This window comes from Chlamydia muridarum str. Nigg (genome assembly GCF_000006685.1).
GTDB lineage: Bacteria > Chlamydiota > Chlamydiia > Chlamydiales > Chlamydiaceae > Chlamydia > Chlamydia muridarum.
Map to the genome: position 1 here is coordinate 129,214 of NC_002620.2, position 20,108 is coordinate 149,321.

Here is a 20,108-nt window from a genome sequence, read left to right on the forward strand (position 1 = left end):
TTACTCTTCTTGAGGGATAAACTCCTCTCGCTTTTTGCGGTGTTTCCAATATAACGGACCGTAGTGATAGCAGAGTTCCTCTCCAGGAAAAATGTCTTTGATAGCCCGAATAATAATATGGAATATGCCATTTTCAAAAGCCCCAACAGCTTCTAGGTTGGGGTTATCGCTGTGATTAATAAAGCGGGTAATGTTCCCTAGCTTCCCACTATCGATGGTAAAATATCGAAAGGAATGGCGGGGGACTGGATAGCGAAAGCAGTAATCATTTTCATCTAACCAAAGAGCTTGTCGTCTACGCAAAATTCCCGTGTATTCCCCGATATAGCTCCATGCAGGAATGAATTCGCGAGCAAAAACTCCATATCCTATAAGAGCATCAATCCAACAGATGGCAACAGGAGGGATTGTAGGAGCTCGGAGTTGCTGCTTATGTAATTGCCCCAACCATTTTGTTAAAGAGGAAATAGCTAGGCGTTTTTCTTCTCGGTAACATAGTCGTTGTATTCGTTTTTCTATTACGGGATCTTGGAATTGAAGTTGGGGAAGAAACGAGAACTGTAAAAGTTTCTCCACTCTTGATATGGGATAAGGGTTGGCGGAGGCAACCCCTCCATGTAAAGAGAGATATAGGGTGTCTTGAGTGCAGCTAATGGTCATACAAGGCTCGGAGAAGAAAAGAAAACAGGATCTGTGATACCAGAGCTTTGAGCAATTATTGGGCGAACATTTGTGATATCTTGAATAGCAGAGGACACAGTGTTTAAAGCTTTTTCTGCTGTATTACATTCGAGAGAAAGATGTGCAAGATAAATTTTTTTAATTCGGGGAGTGAGTACCTGCCGAAGCAAGGCTCCGCATTCTGCATTGGAAATATGACCTTGTTTGCTAAGAATGCGTTGTTTGCAACTCTCCGGTCGTGAAGATTGAAGGACCATTTCGGGATCGTGATTAGATTCTATTAGCAGGTAGTCGCAATCATATAATAGATGTGTAATCCAAGATGTTCCCCATCCTAAATCTGTGCAAAATCCTAATTTGACTCCAGAATATTGAAAAATAAATCCTACAGGATCTACGGCATCATGCGGCACATTAAATGTTTGAATGCGAAGATCTTCCATAGAAAAGTTATGCCCTGTTGTAAAAATTTTAAAAGTGGGGCACAGATCTAAAAGTTGGCGTAAACTGCGGGCGGTCTCTATGTTACATATGATTGGAGTTCTGTAGGTTTTAATAAAGCTTCTAAGTCCAGCAATATGATCGGAGTGCTCGTGAGTGATTAAAATACCCTGAATATCTTCGGGTGGAATGTCCATAGAATGCAAAGCATCAACCACAGCTTGTTTGCTAATCCCTAGGTCCACGAGTATTTTGCATGCCTCTGTCCCTAGATAGGCGCAATTGCCCTTGGATCCCGAAGCTATGGGGAAAAAGCCTTCCATTGATTAATCTTCCTGATTTGATAGTTGGACCAGTATTTGACGTGGTTTGGCTCCTTCTGAAGGGCCTACAATTCTCGCTTCCTCCAGCTGGTCAATAATACTTGCTGCTCTAGCGTAGCCAATTTTGAGTTTTCTTTGGAGGAAAGTTGTTGAGGCATTCCCTGTTTGCAATACAAGAGTTTTTGCCTGATTAAATAAAGGATCTAGACTCTCTGGATCCATAGAAGAGGAGTCGTCGTACGTATCAAATGAAGGAATTACATACTTACAAGGGAATCTTGAACATAAATCTTTAATGACTTTGTTAATATCGTCATCGCAAATATAGGCTCCCTGTACGCGCAAAGGTGCAAAGGATCCTGGAGAAACCACTAGCATGTCTCCGTTCCCCATCAAATTTTCTGCTCCCGGTTCGTCGATAATAATTTGACTATTCACTTTGTTCGCGACTTTGAAAGCAATTCGAGACGGGAAGTTTGCTTTGATTAATCCTGTGATGACGTCTCGAGAAGGACGTTGTGTTGCTAAAATGAGGTGAATCCCCACGGCTCTAGCCATTTGAGCTAAACGCACTATAGGCGTTTCGATGTCATGAGAGGAAGAAAGAAGTAAATCTGAGAGCTCATCAATAATACCGACAATGAAAGGCATTTTTTCTGGGATTTCTTTGTCGTAAGAAGCTTCAATATCTACATTGCGAGTTCGAGAGTTGAATGATTGGATATTCCGTAGCCCTAAAAATCGTAGGATTTCATAGCGAAGCTCCATCTCTCGAACAAGCCAAATTAAGGCGCTATGAGCTTCTTTGGACTCCGTAATAACGGGCGTTAACATATGAGGGAGCTGTGAGTAACCAGTCAATTCTACTTTTTTAGGGTCTACAATCACAAGTTTAACATCTGTAGGGGGAGAAGTCATGATGAGAGACATGACAATTGTGTTGATACAGACAGATTTTCCAGATCCAGTGGTCCCGGCAATAATTAAGTGAGGCATGGTTGCTAGGTCAGTCCAAAAATTATCTCCATTAGCTTTTTTTCCAAGGAGCAAAGGAACTTGAAGTCTCTGGGTACCTTTTTGGTAGTCTTCTAGTAAATCACGGAAGTTTACAGGTTGGGGATCTGGGTTAGGGATTTCAATTCCAACAGCGGCCTTCCCTGGGATTGGAGCAATAATGCGAATGCTGGAAGCTTGTAAATTTAACGCGATATCATTTTCTAGAGCCTTGATTTTCTGTACTTTAACTCCTGTATTAGGGAGAACTTCAAATGCTGCAAGGGTGGGGCCGGAGCAAATGTTCCCAATGGAAGCATCTATGCCAAAACTTGCCAAAGTTTGTTGTAAAATAGCGGCTTTCTTTTTTAATTCTTCTAAAAGCGATTCCGGCCGTCGTATGTTCCGTTTACTTAACAGATGGTATTGCGGTAAATCGGGAGCCTCTCCTGCCACTATAAAGGGAGATGGCGATGAAGATGGTATAGGCGTTGAAGAAGTTCTTTTTTGTAAAAGGTCTGGAAGATCCGGTTTCTTTTGAGGAGCCAGAGTTCTTTTCGCAGGATGTGGTGGAGAGAGAAAAATAGTGCGATTAGAGGAGTCGCCATCATGGAGGTCTTTATTTTCCAGAGGGAGGGAAATCACGGGGGTTGGAAGTTTTAAAACTTCTTTTTTGGCGAAAGAAGATGGAGCGGGTACTCGAAGTGAAGGCTCGGGACAATAGGACTTATTATTAACAAGATTTTTTAAAAGCTTTTTGCAGGCGCTCCAACATGCGTAAGATTTGTTTTTGAGAAATTTGAGGAGAGCGTCTAGAAGTGCTTTTTTTTTTAACACAAAAGACTTGGGAATAAGGTAGCAGATTGCGCAAAGCAATATAGCGAGAAAAATTAATCCAGTTCCCACTGCGCCAATTAATAGTTTTAAGGAAAAAGAGTTCCCATCATATAGCAGGTAAAAAGGAATGCCCCCTAAATAAGCTTTTGGAGGTTGAAGGTCCATAACAACCATAGGAACTCTTGTAGCCAAAAACTGGGGAAGATTTTGTGCAGGAGAAACCATGGATAACAGTATGGCGCAACAAACAGGAACAGTGCCGAAAGCTACCGCCTTTCTAAAGGCTAGTGGGGCGGGAGTTTTTTTCATATTCAAGAAAGAAAGAAAGCCGAAGTAAAGAGGGATTAGAAAGGCGGCTACTCCAAAGTTATATAATAGGAAAGAACTAAGAGACCATCCGAGCAAACCTATCCAATTTTGCGTGTAAGGTTGGTTATGCTGAAAGCTCCATAAACTAAGTCCTGAGAAACAGGCCAAGGCTAGATAGATGCAGGTTTTGATAGCAAAGACTGTTTGTGGAGAAAGAGAAACGCTGGCTTTCTTTCGTTCTTTTCTCATGATTCCTCTCTTATACACTGTACATTGATACGGACTCTTACAAGGAATAGCATTCGTATGGAGATATGGCTTGTTGATAAAGCGCAATATTCCAACGCGCATGTGTAGCTTGTTATAACAAGAAAAACAAAAGAATCGAAGCAGTCTTTTTAGGAAACAATAAAGAAGGGCGAACGACGGGGTTCGAACCCGCGACCTTCGGAACCACAATCCGACGCTCTAACCAACTGAGCTACGTTCGCCACGGCAAAACTTCCCCAACTGATGTAGCGTGCAGGCGCTTCATGCTGGGGAAAAAGCAGTATAATAGAGGGATTGTTTTTATGGAAGATGAAGGTGAATAAAATCTATCGCGCTGTTTTTTTTGGAGGGGGATAGTAATAGATTGCCTTGGATTAGGCAAAAAAGTTTTTTGATTAGCAAGTGATTGCGCAACAAGAGTGGTAGATGAAGTAAGAGAATGAAAAAAAATGGGCAAATTTTTTTGTATAAAAAGAGGTTGAGGAGGTGTTGTGAGGAGGAAAAGGTTTTTGTAAGGAGGAGTGGGTTAGGGAAAGTTGAGAAAAAATAGATGCAGAAAAAATAGAGGTTGATATAAGATGTTGCTTTCTTTCGAACGAAGGTTTGAAAAGAACACTTCTCACGATGATGAGGAGGCGCAAAAAGGGTTTACGCGAGAGTGTGAGCCTTTCTTAACAATGCAAATGAGATAGAATGCAAGCCAGTATAAATGCTTGTGAGGATTTCTTAAGGAATTAAGAAAACCCGTTAATAAATCAAAGTATATTTTTTTCTGAGAATTTGATCTTGGTTCAGATTGAACGCTGGCGGCGTGGATGAGGCATGCAAGTCGAACGGAACAATTGCTTCGGTGATTGTTTAGTGGCGGAAGGGTTAGTAATGCATAGATAATTTGTCCTTAACTTGGGAATAACGGTTGGAAACGGCCGCTAATACCGAATGTGGCGTAGATTAGGCATCTAAATTACGTTAAAGAAGGGGATCTTCGGACCTTTCGGTTAAGGGAGAGTCTATGTGATATCAGCTAGTTGGTGGGGTAAAGGCCTACCAAGGCTATGACGTCTAGGCGGATTGAGAGATTGGCCGCCAACACTGGGACTGAGACACTGCCCAGACTCCTACGGGAGGCTGCAGTCGAGAATCTTTCGCAATGGACGGAAGTCTGACGAAGCGACGCCGCGTGTGTGATGAAGGCTCTAGGGTTGTAAAGCACTTTCGCTTGGGAATAAGAGAAGACGGTTAATACCCGTTGGATTTGAGCGTACCAGGTAAAGAAGCACCGGCTAACTCCGTGCCAGCAGCTGCGGTAATACGGAGGGTGCTAGCGTTAATCGGATTTATTGGGCGTAAAGGGCGTGTAGGCGGAAAGGTAAGTTAGTTGTCAAATCTCGGGGCTCAACCCCGAATCGGCATCTAAAACTATTTTTCTAGAGGGTAGATGGAGAAAAGGGAATTTCACGTGTAGCGGTGAAATGCGTAGATATGTGGAAGAACACCAGTGGCGAAGGCGCTTTTCTAATTTATACCTGACGCTAAGGCGCGAAAGCAAGGGGAGCAAACAGGATTAGATACCCTGGTAGTCCTTGCCGTAAACGATGCATACTTGATGTGGATGGTCTCAACCCCATCCGTGTCGGAGCTAACGCGTTAAGTATGCCGCCTGAGGAGTACACTCGCAAGGGTGAAACTCAAAAGAATTGACGGGGGCCCGCACAAGCAGTGGAGCATGTGGTTTAATTCGATGCAACGCGAAGGACCTTACCTGGGTTTGACATGCATATGACCGCGGCAGAAATGTCGTTTTCCGCAAGGACATATGCACAGGTGCTGCATGGCTGTCGTCAGCTCGTGCCGTGAGGTGTTGGGTTAAGTCCCGCAACGAGCGCAACCCTTATCGTTAGTTGCCAGCACTTAGGGTGGGAACTCTAACGAGACTGCCTGGGTTAACCAGGAGGAAGGCGAGGATGACGTCAAGTCAGCATGGCCCTTATGCCCAGGGCGACACACGTGCTACAATGGCCAGTACAGAAGGTAGCAAGATCGCGAGATGGAGCAAATCCTCAAAGCTGGCCCCAGTTCGGATTGTAGTCTGCAACTCGACTACATGAAGTCGGAATTGCTAGTAATGGCGTGTCAGCCATAACGCCGTGAATACGTTCCCGGGCCTTGTACACACCGCCCGTCACATCATGGGAGTTGGTTTTACCTTAAGTCGTTGACTCAACCCGCAAGGGGGAGAGGCGCCCAAGGTGAGGCTGATGACTGGGATGAAGTCGTAACAAGGTAGCCCTACCGGAAGGTGGGGCTGGATCACCTCCTTTTAAGGATAAGGAAGAAGCCTGAGAAGGTTTCTTACTAGGTTGAGCAAGCATTTATATGTAAGAGCAGGCATTCTATTTCATTTGCGTTGTTAAGGTGGCGCGAAGAGGACGAAACATACAGTTTGTGATCAAGTATGTTATTGTAAAGAAATAATCATGGTAACAAGTATAATTCACGCATAATAATAGACGTTTAAGAGTATTTGTCTTTAGGTGAAGTACTTGCATGGATCTATGAAATTTACAGACCAAGTTGATAAGAGCTATTGGTGGATGCCTTGGCATTGACAGGCGATGAAGGACGCGAATACCTGCGAAAAGCTCCGGCGAGCTGGTAATAAGCAAAGACCCGGAGGTGTCCGAATGGGGAAACCCGGTAGAGTAATAGTCTACCATTGTATACTGAATACATAGGTATGCAAAGCAACACCTGCTGAACTGAAACATCTTAGTAAGCAGAGGAAAAGAAATCGAAGAGATTCCCTGTGTAGCGGCGAGCGAAAGGGGAAGAGCCTAAACCGAACTTATAGTTCGGGGTTGTAGGATTGGGGATAAAGGATCAAGATTCCTAGTTGAACACATCTGGAAAGGTGGATGAAACAGGGTGATAGTCCCGTAGACGAAAGGAGATCAAGACCGACCTCAACACCTGAGTAGGGCTAGACACGTGAAACCTAGTCTGAATCTGGGGAGACCACTCTCCAAGGCTAAATACTAGTCAATGACCGATAGTGAACCAGTACTGTGAAGGAAAGGCGAAAAGAACCCTTGTTAAGGGAGTGAAATAGAACCTGAAACCAGTAGCTTACAAGCGGTCGAAGACCTATGTCCCTTTAACGGGGTCGAGGTTGACGGCGTGCCTTTTGCATGATGAGCCAGGGAGTTAAGCTAAACGGCGAGGTTAAGGGATGTACATTCCGGAGCCGAAGCGAAAGCGAGTTTTAAAAGAGCGTTTAGTCGTTTGGTTTAGACACGAAACCAAGTGAGCTATTTATGACCAGGTTGAAGCATGGGTAAAACTATGTGGAGGACCGAACCAGTACCTGTTGAAAAAGGTTTGGATGAGTTGTGAATAGGGGTGAAAGGCCAATCAAACTTGGAGATATCTTGTTCTCTCCGAAATAACTATAGGGTTAGCCTCGGATAATAAGCTTTTGGGGGTAGAGCACTGAATTCTAGCGGGGGCCTACCGGCTTACCAACGGAAATCAAACTCCGAATACCAAGAGCGAGTCCGGGAGATAGACAGCGGGGGCTAAGCTTCGTTGTCGAGAGGGGAACAGCCCAGACCGCCGATTAAGGTCCCTAATTTTATGCTAAGTGAGTAAGGAAGTGATGATTCTAAGACAGTTGGAATGTTGGCTTAGAGGCAGCAATCATTTAAAGAGTGCGTAACAGCTCACCAATCGAGAATCATTGCGCCGATAATAAACGGGGCTAAGCATAAAACCGACATCGCGGGTGTGTCTTTATGGCACGCGGTAGGAGAGCGTAGTATTCAGCAGTGAAGGTGTACCGGAAGGAGCGCTGGAGCGGATACTAGTGAAGATCCATGGCATAAGTAACGATAAAGGGAGTGAAAATCTCCCTCGCCGTAAGCCCAAGGTTTCCAGGGTCAAGCTCGTCTTCCCTGGGTTAGTCGGCCCCTAAGTCGAGGCGTAACTGCGTAGACGATGGAGCAGCAGGTTAAATATTCCTGCACCACCTAAAACTATAGCAAAGGAATGACGGAGTAAGTTAAGCACGCGGACGATTGGAAGTGTCCGTAGAGCGATGAGAACGGTTAGTAGGCAAATCCGCTAACATAAGATCAGGTCGCGATCAAGGGGAATCTTCGGAGGAACCGATGGTGTGGAGCGAGGCTTTCAAGAAATAATTTCTAGCTGTTGATGGTGACCGTACCAAAACCGACACAGGTGGGCGAGATGAGTATTCTAAGGCGCGCGAGATAACTTTCGTTAAGGAACTCGGCAAATTATCCCCGTAACTTCGGAATAAGGGGAGCCTTTTAGGGTGATTATCGAACGATATGAGCCCCGGGGGGCCGCAGAGAAATGGCCCAGGCGACTGTTTAGCAAAAACACAGCACTATGCAAACCTCTAAGGGGAAGTATATGGTGTGACGCCTGCCCAATGCCAAAAGGTTAAAGGGATATGTCAGCTGCAAAGCGAAGCATTGAACCTAAGCCCTGGTGAATGGCCGCCGTAACTATAACGGTGCTAAGGTAGCGAAATTCCTTGTCGGGTAAGTTCCGACCTGCACGAATGGTGTAACGATCTGGGCACTGTCTCAACGAAAGACTCGGTGAAATTGTAGTAGCAGTGAAGATGCTGTTTACCCGCGAAAGGACGAAAAGACCCCGTGAACCTTTACTGTACTTTGGTATTGATTTTTGGTTTGTTATGTGTAGGATAGCCAGGAGACTAAGAACACCCTTCGTCAGGAGGGTGGGAGTCAACGTTGAAATACTGGTCTTAACAAGCTGGGAATCTAACATTATTCCATGAATCTGGAAGATGGACATTGCCAGACGGGCAGTTTTACTGGGGCGGTATCCTCCTAAAAAGTAACGGAGGAGCCCAAAGCTTATTTCATCGTGGTTGGCAATCACGAGTAGAGCGTAAAGGTATAAGATAGGTTGACTGCAAGACCAACAAGTCGAGCAGAGACGAAAGTCGGGCTTAGTGATCCGGCGGTGGAAAGTGGAATCGCCGTCGCTTAACGGATAAAAGGTACTCCGGGGATAACAGGCTGATCGCCACCAAGAGTTCATATCGACGTGGCGGTTTGGCACCTCGATGTCGGCTCATCGCATCCTGGGGCTGGAGAAGGTCCCAAGGGTTTGGCTGTTCGCCAATTAAAGCGGTACGCGAGCTGGGTTCAAAACGTCGTGAGACAGTTTGGTCTCTATCCTTCGTGGGCGCAGGATACTTGAGAGGAGCTGTTCCTAGTACGAGAGGACCGGAATGGACGAACCAATGGTGTGTCGGTTGTTTTGCCAAGAGCATAGCCGAGTAGCTAAGTTCGGAAAGGATAAGCATTGAAAGCATCTAAATGCCAAGCCTCCCTCAAGATAAGGTATCCCAATGAGACTCCATGTAGACTACGTGGTTGATAGGTTGGAGGTGTAAGCACAGTAATGTGTTCAGCTAACCAATACTAATAAGTCCAAAGACTTGGTCTTTTTATGATTGGAAGAGCCGAAAGGCGAAGACAATAAAGAAGATATAGAGAATGCAAGTGCGTATAAGACAGGCTTTTAAGCGTCTATTAGTATACGTGAAGAACGATACCAGGATTAGCTTGGTGATAATAGAGAGAGGGAAACACCTGATACCATTCCGAACTCAGAAGTTAAGCCTCTGATCGCTGATGGTACTATACACAAGAGTATGGGAGAGTAGGTCGTTGCCAAGCATTTTATTACAGAATATCTTAGTCACAGACTAAAAAGAAAAGGGGGTAACAGATATCTAGCTGCTACCCCCTTTTTTTGTATCAAGACGTTTCCATCTTCTTATATAGAGACTCTCTACCGCTTGTTTTCAAATGTTTTATCTCTTTCGAATCAGTATCTAGGGAAAAAAATGTTTTCTTTTTTGGAAGAACGGATCTGTAAACAATCTTTGTGTGATTTAACAGAGAGAGGAGGAGATTTACTCTGTTTTCTCTTTAGGATTATAAGCAAAACTCTCCTAACGATATTTATTACGACTAAATGGTTGATTTATAGAAAGAAGATTCATAGCGAACAATATCTACAATGCTGTAGCGAAAGAATGAAAACTAGAAGAACTCTATGCAGGGGGAAAGGATATCTTATTGGTACTTTAGGGATATCAAGATGGGGGGCTAGGATTGCCACAAGGAAGATTAGCTTCCAAAATCATCCAGGATAATAGAAGACCGCTCAACTCCGTAGTTATCAAGTAAAGTAAGAATACTGCTGTTGTGAAGTGCTGGACCACAAACATAGTATAGATAGTCTTCTGGATTGGGAAGCTTGCTCAGTTGTCCGAGCTCAAAAGCTTTAAACAAAAAGTTCGTTTTGATTGGGTCTTTACTGTCCCATCCTTTATCTAAGTCTTCCTGCAAAGGTTGAGATAGAACAAGATGGTAGTGAAAGTTAGGAAATTCCTTTTCTAATTTCTCATACTCTTCTTGATAAATATTTTCCTTAAGAGAGCGGGCACCATACCATAACGTAAGCTCTCGGTTTGTATGTTTGCTTAATAATAAATCAAGAATATGGCTTCTTCCAAAAGAGGAGCCAGCTCCTCCAATTAGGAAGATAACAGGACGGTTATCTTCTTTCATGAATGATTCGCCATAAGGACCAGATACAGTTACCTTATCACCTGGCTTGAGGGAGAATATATAGGAGGAACAGACTCCCCATGGAATCGTTGGATCAGGGGATTTATTTATAAATGGAGGCGTTGCGATACGGATATTAAATTTGATAAGAGGGAGCTCTGCTGGATAAGAAGCTAGAGAATATGCTTTATTTGCAGAGTTGGCATCCAAAGATTGGTGATCAATCACTTTATCAAAGAGGTGGAAGGTTTCCCAATCACTATAATATTGGGGATCCATAGTCTGTTTCCAGTCAGAGGTATTAGTTTTATAGGAGGGAACGGTAATTTGCAGATATCCCCCAGGTTTGAAAGGAATAGGACGTGCGGGATCTACAGACAGAACAAGTTCTTTAATGAAGGTCGCAACATTCTCGTTTGATACAACTGTGCCTTCCCAGGATGAAGCATTGAAATAACGTTCTTCAATTTCTAAGTTCATATCATGTTGTACTTTCGTTTGGCAGGAAAGTCGCCAGCCTTGTTCCAACTGTTGCTTTGAGAAGGTAGAGCGATCCGTTTCTAATGGCTCATCGACATTTTTTGTAATGCGAATTTTACATTGCTTGCATGCGGCTTTTCCTCCGCAAGGAGAAGGGATAGCAATCCCAGAATCAAGCAAAGAGGAAAGGAGCGTTTTTCCGCTATCTACAGTTTTAGTAAGAGAGTCATCATTATTGATTCTCAGTTTACAGGGATGCACTTTGATAAGAAATTTCCTGGAAAGAAGGATGATGGCTACAAGAAGAAGGCCTAAAGCACAAAATGCGGTAGAAGCAATAAAAATAGGGTACAGGCTTGAAAGCCAAGACATAATTATAAGAATCCCTGGAATTTCAACGAGACTGTAGCGTCAACTTATAGTTTACTTCATAAAAAATCAATGGAGTTTTTTAGAGTTTTATTACTAGGAAGCAAAGCCCTTTCTTTGGGCTTCGCTCAAAGGGATTCAATTTTATTTTTCAGCCTTAAAAATTTCTGAAATAGCTGCTTTAAGGATTTCAATTTTTCCAGAAGCGATATTCAGAACAACAGTGTGTTCACGGATTTCGGCAATCGTTCCAACGATGCCCATAGCAGTCACTTTATCTCCAACTGCTAACTCGCTTTTTCTTTTTTCCATAGCTTGGCGGCGTTTTTGTTCTGGTCGCCATAAGATAAAATAGAAAAAGACGATAGCAATTCCTAACATCACTGCAGGCTGTCCAAATGTTGCTCGTTGAGGAGAATCAACATCTGCAAATAAAGATGGGCAACATCCTAGAAAGAAAAGGATACTAAACAACACACGAGAGAACATCAAGGTACCTTTTATTAGGGTTAAAAAGGATAGGTTAACACAGGAACATAGGGGGATCAATCCTTTTCCAGGAGTAATGCTATCAGTGATAAGACTTTCTTAAAAAGAAAGCCTTTCCAATAGCACAACATTTTCTAGGTGGTGAGTATGAGGGAATTGATCAATAGGCTGCATGCGTTGAAGCTGATACCCATGTTCTACAAGAATGGAACATTCGCTAATTTGTGTAAGGGGATTGCAAGAAACATAAATAATTTTCTTAGGAGACATGCGCAAAAGATATTTTAAAGCTTTATTTTGCATGCCACAACGCGGAGGATCAATGACCACAATATCTAGGGGAGGAAGGTGCTCATGGCGTCTACAAACTGTTTTGCATCTTCCAGAAATACTTCCATATTTGCAGAATTAAGCTGAATATTCTCTTGGGCAGAAGCAACTGCATCTGGCACCAGTTCTACTCCAATAATTTTTTTCACATAAGGGGAGAGCGAAATTCCAATAGTTCCGGCTCCACAATATAAATCTAAGAGAGTCTCTTCTCCTGTAGGAGAAATAAAGTCTTTAATAGTTTGAATAATTTTTTCTGCTTGTCGGCTTTGCGGTTGGAAAAAGCTTCGTGGACGGACATGAAAAATATTAGAACGACCCTCTATGGATAATTGTTGCTTGAGGAATTGCTCTCCATAAAGGTGAGTTGTTCGGAAAGTGGTCGGAGAATTGCGCGCAGAGAGCTTCTCTTCCCAAAAAATAGAGGTAATCGGTAAGCCAGAATCTAAAAGAGTCTTCTGCCATTCCTGGATCACACTTAGAGGTACAGCAAACTCCTCTCTTCCCGATGTGGTTAGAATGATCATAAAATCATTAGAGACATTGCCTATTCGGACAGTGAGAGTGCACAGAGAGCCCTTATTTAATGGAGGATAGTAGGCCGATAATTCAGGATGAGTAGCCCACCAGGAACGAGTATAGTTAAGGATATCGATAGCGCGCTCATCGATCATGAGACATTCAGTAATAGGGATGCCTTTTTTAGGTTTTGATGGGGAGATAAATCCTAAGGTTTTTTCTCCATCGACTGTTTGATAAAAAGAAAATTCCATCTTATTTCTTCCGCGAAGAATTGGAGAACAAGGGATCACCGGAAGAATTTTTTGAGAAGGTATAAGAGGAGAAAATAAATTATGAAGAGCGAGTTCTTTAGCTTTTAAAGAGAGCTCATATTCCGTTTGAGGAGACGAACAGCCTCCACAGATTCCAAAATGTTTACAGTTATGATGGCAGGCCAGCAACTCAAATCCCTAAGAAAACAAAAGGTTTTACCTCTAAAAGGAGGTGCGAAGTTTTAATTTGCGAAGGTGTGCCGTTATTACAGCTCAGGAAGGATAGCAAAAAAAAGAGAAGCAATCAATGAGAAGAGAAAAGAGGGCCCTGTTGATTAAAAGTGCCCTCTACAAAAAAAGAAAGCGCTAAGAGTTTATTTTTTTGTTGAACGAACTTTTTTCGTCACTTTAGCTTTCGTTTTAGTAGCGGCTTTTTTTACTGGTTTAGCTTTTGCCTTAGTAGCGCAAGTTTTTTTTGTACAAGCTTTTTTCGTTACAACTTTAGTGGCTTTGGCAGGTTTTTTAGCAGCAGCTTTAGCTTTTTTAGCAGCTACTTTACTTCTTTTCATCAAGCCCATTTTTTCTGCTTTAATGGACTCTTTGCGATAAACTTTCGCAATTTTTTCTAATTTGATGGATTCAGTACGAACTCGCTGTGCTGCGGCTTTATTCCCTTTTTCCGCTTTTAGCAAGTTTTGTTGGATACTTTCCAACAAATCTGTCATTTTTTTTGCCGTATCTTTTAGCGCCATGAAAAAATATCCTCTAGTCGTTGTTTTAAACTATTTTTTTTAGTTTTAATTTTTAATTAGTTTGTTTGTTCAAATTCATGCAACCATTTTCTAGAATCTAGGTAAGGATCTCACAGCCTGTTTGTTGACAAGTTCTGTGTACCGCTCTGTTTATCAATAAGTTATTTTTTTCAATGACAGAAAAAAATTTTATAAAACAATGTGCTGCATAGGGTCTGGATAGGGTTTTTTATAGAGGAAGCTTTTGATCTAAAGGGACCATTAAGATGCCCTTGTGATGAGAGGTAATCTTCTTTGAAGAAGGATAAAGGAGTGTTTCCGTATGAATATTTACAAATTCATCTTTGGGAGCTGTTCATGGTTTCTGCTAGGGTGGGGAATATGCTTGGGAGCCGAAGAGCCCCTTTCTTTTGGACACCAGTGTGCAAATGTTCGCAAGGCTATGCAAGATGGTAAACCACTTTTCCCTATTTTCGATGCTTTTATTGGGCGTATTGTAAATGAAAGCACATCCTTATCCGAAAGAGATTGGGAAACGGCAACATGGTTAATTTGTGAATATATACGGGGCAGTTTGAAGCGTGGAGAGCAAGATCTGTGCTCCGAACTTGTGAAACCCCTGTTTTCTTCAGCTATAATTCCTCAAAAAGTAAAAGGACGAATCCGTCAATCTTGGCAGACTCTCAATCCTCAAGGAGCTTCTTTGAAGGATTTGGTGCGTGCATTGGAGAGCTGTGATGATTCTTCTTCTCAGGATCACTTACTACTGTCCTTGTATAGTATGACATTACATAGCAGCTATGAGAACAAAAAAGCAGAGATCCTTTTTTCAAAAGACCAAAAAAATTATGAAGAAGCCTTAAGTTTATGTGAGGAGTTGCAAGAAAGCCTCGAAACGGGGCAGAGTGCTCCTCCTCTAGCAGTCTATGACGTAGAGAAAGCTTTTTTAAAGCGAATCGTGCTTGCTATGCAATGGGAAAAGGAGAAGGAGTTGGAAGGGGCCCCTTCTACAAAATTATTGCTGGAGTATTGTGAGGCAGAGGAGTGTTATGTACAAGCAGTCGAGCAATTAATTAAAAAAATAGAATCAGGGAATCTGGAACGAACACAGGAAGTCGATGCTGTTTTATTTGCACATGCTTTAAGTAAACTTCCTTGGGAGGAGTCTCTTGGAGAGCATGAGTTGGAGGTCCTTATATCTGGAGGGAAGTATTTGACCTCTGTCTATGCTCAGCATGCCTACTTTTCTCTTCTTGAACATTACTTTAAAGAGGCGCGCATACGAGAAATTGCTCGTCTATTGGCCTTTGGGAAGAACGTTTTTATTGAGTCCCACAAAAAATATCCTGAATATCTCTTTTTTTTAGGCAAATATTGGTTTTGCTTGGGGAATTTTCCTAATGCAGAAGAGGCTTTTTCTTCCGTTATTCAATATGCCGACCGATTAGGGGTTTCTTTAGCGGAGGCTTATGAGTATTTGGGATGTTTAGCCTGTTACAGGGATCAATATGGGAGCGCTAAAGAATATTTTCTTAAAGCTTACAAAGGGTGGGGAAGAGAAGAGGCGGGTGTCGGATTATACTTATTGGCAGCTTTAGAGAAAAATCCAGCGCTTTGGAAGCAGACTCAAGAACAAGTGCCTTTATCTCTCTCTTATCAAAAGTTTGTAAAATGGATAGGTAACAACTTTTTTCCTTCCCAGGGGAAAGAGAGGCTTTCTGTGTTAAAAGTGCTCGAAAATTCTTCTTCGCTATCTGAAGAAGAATTTTATGGGCACCTTCTTAATGATATGATTAGTCGTTATCATCGAGAAAATTCTTCAGGTTCTCCTATAAAACAGCTTATGTATGATCAATTAGATCGAAGGGTTCGAGTTCGGCTAACGGAAGTTTTAACAAAAACAGAGGATGTTATCTTAAAGCGCAAGCTGTCGTTGTGGAGAGCTTTATACGAGGGATCTTTTGTTTCTTGGAGCGCAGAGAACCAAAATAAGACCTTTTTTGAGAATACCGTTCTTCTTTGTTTTCTGGCGTTATCTCAGAACTCTTCTAGTGCAATACAAGGAATAGCTGATGCTTTCTCCTCAGCAACTTCTTTATGGCAATCCTCTTTGAGGAGGGTATGGGGAATTAGTCATTCTAGCGAAGACCCTTTATCAAAGGATTATCTGTTAGGGATTACCGAACGGCCATGGGGAGATCAGCTTTATCTTTTACAGTATTCATTGGAGCAGTATTTTGCTGCAGATACACAAGTTCTGGAGTATTTAACAAAATTCCCAGAATTATTCCCGCGCTCCCCCTTGTTACCTTTAGTATATTATTTGCAGTCGAGATCAGAGGAAGCTCCTATTAGAAAGGTCTCTTGGTTAGTGAAAGCTTTAGAGAGTTTTACTGAGAATTCTTTATCTGTGAAAGATATGAGGGCTTGGGCTCATTTATATTATTTAATCAAGATTGATTTAGCTGAGACCTATTTGTTCTTAGGAAAAAAGTTAGAATCTCGGAAGCTTTTTGAAGGGATTAGAGAAGACTGGGAGAACCCTCATCATCCCTATGCAAAATTAATAGATCAGTCACGTATTCGGGTATTGTTAGAAATGCGTTGGGTTACTGGACTTGCTCATGCATATGAGTCTTTACAGGAAAATGAATGCCGAAATGCTTTACTTGTTAGTCATATTGAAAAACGTTTGTTCCAAACGCGTTCAAGACAGGAATACATAGGGAAAATGCTCTCCGTGACAAGTTCTTTATGCAAGGAGTTATTAGTAGCAGATTCTTCATGGTCGTAAAGAAGCAATAGATTCGTAGGCGGATGCTGTTGCACGGTTCAGTCCTGGTCCAGCAAAATTTTGTCCCACAATTTTTATGTTTGGGGGAAGTTTGGATAAGAGAATTTTTCGCGATCGAATAAATCCAACATGATGCTGAGGGAGCCCTTCTTTAGGAGAAAATAGCGAAAAGGCTTGAGGAGGGGTATAAATTTGCAGATACTCAGAAATGGTTGCTAGAGAGAATGCGTAAGCTTCTTCTTGGTGCCACCGCCCTTCTAAAAGGAGAGAGAGAGTCGTGCTAGGTTGCTGAGAATTGGGAAATACTTCTGTGTTAAAAACGATCCCAAGTAAAGGAGGCGTATCTGCAAAAAGCATGCCATATCCATGAGGGAGGGGGAGCGAACTATGCCATCCTAAGGCTACACAAGAAAGATCCCAAGAAGAGGTGGTTTGTTTCACTAGTGCAGATTCAGGAATCTCTTCTAAGCAAGAAGGGAGATCTTGAACAGATCCAGCATAAATGAGTATATCTCCGGTTATCTCTCCCTGAGAAGAAGAAAGAGAGATTTTCCCATTAGATAACTGACGAATTTTCGTAACAGGCGTGGAGAAGTACCATGTAGCGGGAAGTTTATCATGCAGCGTTTGGATTAAACTTTCCATTCCAGAACGTAAGGTAGCTAGATAAGGGCCTTTCCGAGCGGTTCTAGGGAAATCTCTGAGATAACTACGTAGTAAAGATCCCATCTCAGCTTCTCGCCGAGTTAATTCTGGGTAAGCCATTTGTGCAGACAGTATATGACTATGTCCTGCTCGCATAGCCAGATTAATAGGGTTTAGAAGGTGTGTTCTTAGCTTGGTAGAGCTGTGCCTTTTGAAAAAAGCTTCTACAGAGCTATCTTGTTTATAAGGACGAGCAAATAAGTCTTTAATAAGAGTAAGAGGGAGATTCTGTTTAAAAATTGTCCAAGGAGAAACTTTTCGAGTTTTATTTTTATAGTGAATAAACCGATGTTTAGCTGCGGGGGAGCTATATATAAGATCGTCTGATAAGCCCACAGACTGGATGAGATGGAGGGTATGCTTCCCATCATGGGATACAACAAAGCCCTTAGGTCCCATATTGAAAAAAAGACCTTTTTGTTTCTCAGTGACGACAAGTCCTCCCGGACGAGATTCTTTTTCTAGGATGGACAATTGCATATGTGGGAAGCGTTTGTGCAGCCACCATGCTGCAGAGAGTCCTGCAATACCAGAACCAACAACTAATGCATGTTTCATATGGATTTTGAAAAAATCGGTTTTTCTGCAACGTTTTTCAGAAAGTAATAATCAAAAGCCGTAGCAATTACTCGTACAAAAAGCTCTCCAAGAGGAGTGACTTGTAAAGAGGAAGAGTCTTGGCGGATTAGGCCAGCACTTTCCATCCCGCATAACCGATCGTAGCTATCAGCAAAGTATAGATCAAATCGTTCATGGAAAAGTTGCTCAAACTCGAGCTTAGATAAAGAAAAAGAACACATCAGAGTATGAATGACCCATTTGCGGATTTTATCGTCTTGAGAAAGGATTTTTCCTTTTACAGTAGCAAGTTTTCCGGAATGGATGGTCGTGGAATATTCACGAAGATCTTTAGAATTCTGTAAGTAAATGCCTCGAATAAAGCTAGTTGCTGACAAGCCAAATCCTAAAAGATCTTCTTCAGGAGGAAGGGAATACCCTTGAAAATTTCGAATAAGGGTTTTGTTTTTAAGTGCAATAGTTAGGGGATCATCAGGAAGAGAAAAATGATCAAGGCCAATAGCCTGGTATCCTTCTTGGATAAGGGCTTGTCGAGATTGAGAATAAATCGCAAATTTCTCTTCCATAGAGGGAAGGTCTTTTGTTCGTAAAGCTTTTTGATGAGGCTTGACCCATGGCACATGTGCAAAAGAGAATAGGGCTAAGCGATCAGGCCGCATATCTAAAATATGTTGAATGGTTTGTTTGAAACTCGATTGCGTTTGTTTAGGAAGCCCATAAATAAGATCAATATTGATACCTGTGAAATTCAGATCACGGAATTGTTTATAGGCCAAGAGGGATTCTTCATAGGATTGGCGTCTACGGACGGCCTCTTGAACTTCCCATTGAGTATCTTGGATTCCAAGGCTGACACGATTAAATCCAAGGTTCTGAAGAAATAGGGGTTTATCTGCATCTTCTCGTAGGCTACGTGGATCAAATTCAATAGCAAGTTCTTCGATATTAGAGAGATCAAAAAATTGATGAATATGAGTAAATAGGTGTGTGAATTGAGCTCGTGATAGACGACTAGGAGTTCCTCCTCCAAAGTGAATTCTAGAAACAGGCTTTTTCCCTCCTAACAAAGAGAATGTGAGACGCATTTCTTGAATCAAGGATTCTATGTAATGATCCACAATCTCCTCTTTTCTATTTAAAACAACAGAGCACCCGCAATAAAGGCACATAGATTGGCAGAAGGGGATGTGGAAGTATAAAGAAAGAGGCTGGTGCTCATCAGCCAGGTTTTTTAAGGCTGTATAACCATAATCTTGGGATGCTTCCCAATCGACGATAGTGGGATAACTCGTGTAGCGAGGGGCCGGTTGATGAAGCCCTTTTAGGAAGTTGAAATTGATGTTAAACATTTGACGACAGCCTGTACATTTTCTAATGGCGTTTGAGGTAAGATACCATGTCCTAAATTGAAAATATAATGCGATTGCTGTTTTAGGGGAGCAAGATAGGTTTCGAGATGTGCAATCAGTAAGTCTTGGGGGAGAAGTAGAAGAGCGGGATCGAAATTTCCTTGAATAGACCCAGGATCTCCTAACTGGCGATAAATTTCTGAGAGTTCTACGTGATAATCAGGATGGAGCGTATCTGCACCTGTTGCATATAAAGATAAAAATTCTTGATAAAAACATCGGCAGAATAGACTAACAGGAGGATTTTCTCTCTGTTTGATTAATCGAATGAGTTTGGCATTGGGGGAGACTACATATTTTGAAAATAGGCTGGGAGGTAGTCGTAAACTAGAAGATTCAAAAAGTTGTACAGCTGAAGCTCCTGCTTGTACTTGTAGCTGGAGATAAATGGCTGTGCCTTTAATAATTTCATTTAACAAAGCTTCGAATTTATCAGGGTACTGATAAAGGAAAGCTATGGTTTTAGAACAGTCTTTAGATGCTCCACCTTCTATGAGATAACTAGCGAGAGTGAATGGCGAGGCAGCAAAGGCTATCAGAGGGACAGTTAATCGTTTTGTGAGTTTCTGGATAGCTTCAATTAGAAATGAGAAAGTAGAAAAAGGATCCTCAGTGAAAACAAAAGGCTGATGGGGGGAATAAATAATCTCTGGCCCAGGAGCAAAGCGATACTCTATTGCAAATCCTTCTAGAATAGAGAGGATATCTGTAAAAACAATAGCAGCATCGACTCCTAATAAAGAAGGCCCTAGCAAAGTTGCTTCTATAATAGATTCTGTGTCGAGGAAAAGTTCCTTTAGAGGGCGATTGGTTTTTAATTCTTGATATTGAGGCATGTATCGCCCCACTTGACGAAGGAGCCATACAGGAGGGCGGTGTTGATTACTAGGGGAGATGATGTCATAAAAGCCCGCCATCTGGAATCCTCCGTCTCTA

Annotated in this window: 10 protein-coding genes, 1 tRNA gene, 3 rRNA genes and 1 pseudogene; 4 read left to right on the top strand and 11 right to left on the bottom strand. The window is 42.2% G+C overall.

Annotation, left to right across the window (positions count from 1 at the left end):
- The 4 genes from TC_RS00575 to TC_RS00590 all read right to left on the bottom strand — a co-directional run bounded on the left by TC_RS00575 (nt 1) and on the right by TC_RS00590 (nt 4,075).
- Nucleotides 1-660 (bottom strand): SET domain-containing protein, encoded by a 660-nt coding sequence (locus TC_RS00575; protein ID WP_010229397.1) that lies wholly within the window; start codon nt 658-660, stop codon nt 1-3.
- Nucleotides 657-1,445, bottom strand: coding sequence for an MBL fold metallo-hydrolase (locus tag TC_RS00580; RefSeq protein ID WP_010229400.1), 789 nt, complete (start codon nt 1,443-1,445; stop codon nt 657-659). Before TC_RS00580 ends, TC_RS00575 begins: the two co-directional genes overlap by 4 nt.
- A gap of 3 nt (nt 1,446-1,448) precedes the next feature.
- A complete protein-coding gene (locus TC_RS00585; RefSeq protein WP_010229403.1) occupies nt 1,449-3,833 on the bottom strand; it encodes an FtsK/SpoIIIE family DNA translocase in 2,385 nt (794 codons plus the stop codon).
- A gap of 168 nt (nt 3,834-4,001) precedes the next feature.
- Nucleotides 4,002-4,075: transfer RNA gene (locus TC_RS00590), tRNA-His, on the bottom strand.
- Between the two features lie 547 nt (nt 4,076-4,622).
- Here TC_RS00590 and TC_RS00600 point away from each other — a divergent pair.
- The 3 genes from TC_RS00600 to rrf all read left to right on the top strand — a co-directional run bounded on the left by TC_RS00600 (nt 4,623) and on the right by rrf (nt 9,592).
- Nucleotides 4,623-6,175: ribosomal RNA gene (locus TC_RS00600) — 16S ribosomal RNA — on the top strand.
- Between the two features lie 246 nt (nt 6,176-6,421).
- Nucleotides 6,422-9,359: ribosomal RNA gene (locus TC_RS00605) — 23S ribosomal RNA — on the top strand.
- Between the two features lie 118 nt (nt 9,360-9,477).
- A 5S ribosomal RNA gene (gene rrf / locus TC_RS00610) occupies nt 9,478-9,592 on the top strand.
- The 16S, 23S and 5S rRNA genes sit together here, the layout of an rRNA operon.
- Nucleotides 9,593-10,048: 456 nt before the next feature.
- Here the strand turns inward: rrf and nqrF are convergent.
- The 4 genes and pseudogenes from nqrF to TC_RS00635 all read right to left on the bottom strand — a co-directional run bounded on the left by nqrF (nt 10,049) and on the right by TC_RS00635 (nt 13,685).
- Nucleotides 10,049-11,344 carry an NADH:ubiquinone reductase (Na(+)-transporting) subunit F gene (nqrF, locus tag TC_RS00620; RefSeq protein ID WP_010229428.1) on the bottom strand — a complete coding sequence of 432 codons (1,296 nt, stop codon included), beginning with the start codon at nt 11,342-11,344 and terminating at the stop codon, nt 10,049-10,051.
- A gap of 141 nt (nt 11,345-11,485) precedes the next feature.
- On the bottom strand, nt 11,486-11,830 hold the full coding sequence (gene yajC, locus TC_RS00625; RefSeq protein ID WP_010229432.1) for a preprotein translocase subunit YajC: 345 nt from the start codon (nt 11,828-11,830) through the stop codon (nt 11,486-11,488).
- A 99-nt stretch (nt 11,831-11,929) separates the two neighbouring features.
- Nucleotides 11,930-13,122 (bottom strand): annotated as a pseudogene (rlmD, locus tag TC_RS04915) (23S rRNA (uracil(1939)-C(5))-methyltransferase RlmD).
- Nucleotides 13,123-13,307: 185 nt separating this feature from the next.
- The gene (locus tag TC_RS00635; RefSeq protein WP_010229436.1) at nt 13,308-13,685 is read right to left on the bottom strand and encodes a histone H1-like protein HC1; all 378 of its coding nucleotides are present in this window, start codon (nt 13,683-13,685) and stop codon (nt 13,308-13,310) included.
- Between the two features lie 322 nt (nt 13,686-14,007).
- Between TC_RS00635 and TC_RS00640 the strand changes: the two genes are divergently transcribed.
- Complete coding sequence (locus tag TC_RS00640; RefSeq protein ID WP_010229438.1) at nt 14,008-16,479, top strand: hypothetical protein; 2,472 nt, start codon at nt 14,008-14,010, stop codon at nt 16,477-16,479.
- Here the strand turns inward: TC_RS00640 and TC_RS00645 are convergent.
- From TC_RS00645 to hemE, 3 genes are read right to left on the bottom strand one after another with little or no spacing between them, the layout of a single operon-like run.
- Entirely contained in the window at nt 16,468-17,742 is a 1,275-nt protein-coding gene (locus TC_RS00645) for a protoporphyrinogen oxidase (RefSeq protein WP_010229440.1), read from the bottom strand. The genes TC_RS00640 and TC_RS00645 overlap by 12 nt on opposite strands.
- The gene (gene hemN / locus TC_RS00650; protein WP_010229443.1) at nt 17,739-19,112 is read right to left on the bottom strand and encodes an oxygen-independent coproporphyrinogen III oxidase; all 1,374 of its coding nucleotides are present in this window, start codon (nt 19,110-19,112) and stop codon (nt 17,739-17,741) included. Before hemN ends, TC_RS00645 begins: the two co-directional genes overlap by 4 nt.
- Nucleotides 19,085-20,089 (bottom strand): uroporphyrinogen decarboxylase, encoded by a 1,005-nt coding sequence (hemE, locus tag TC_RS00655; protein ID WP_010229446.1) that lies wholly within the window; start codon nt 20,087-20,089, stop codon nt 19,085-19,087. Before hemE ends, hemN begins: the two co-directional genes overlap by 28 nt.
- Between the last annotated feature and the right edge of the window lie 19 nt (nt 20,090-20,108).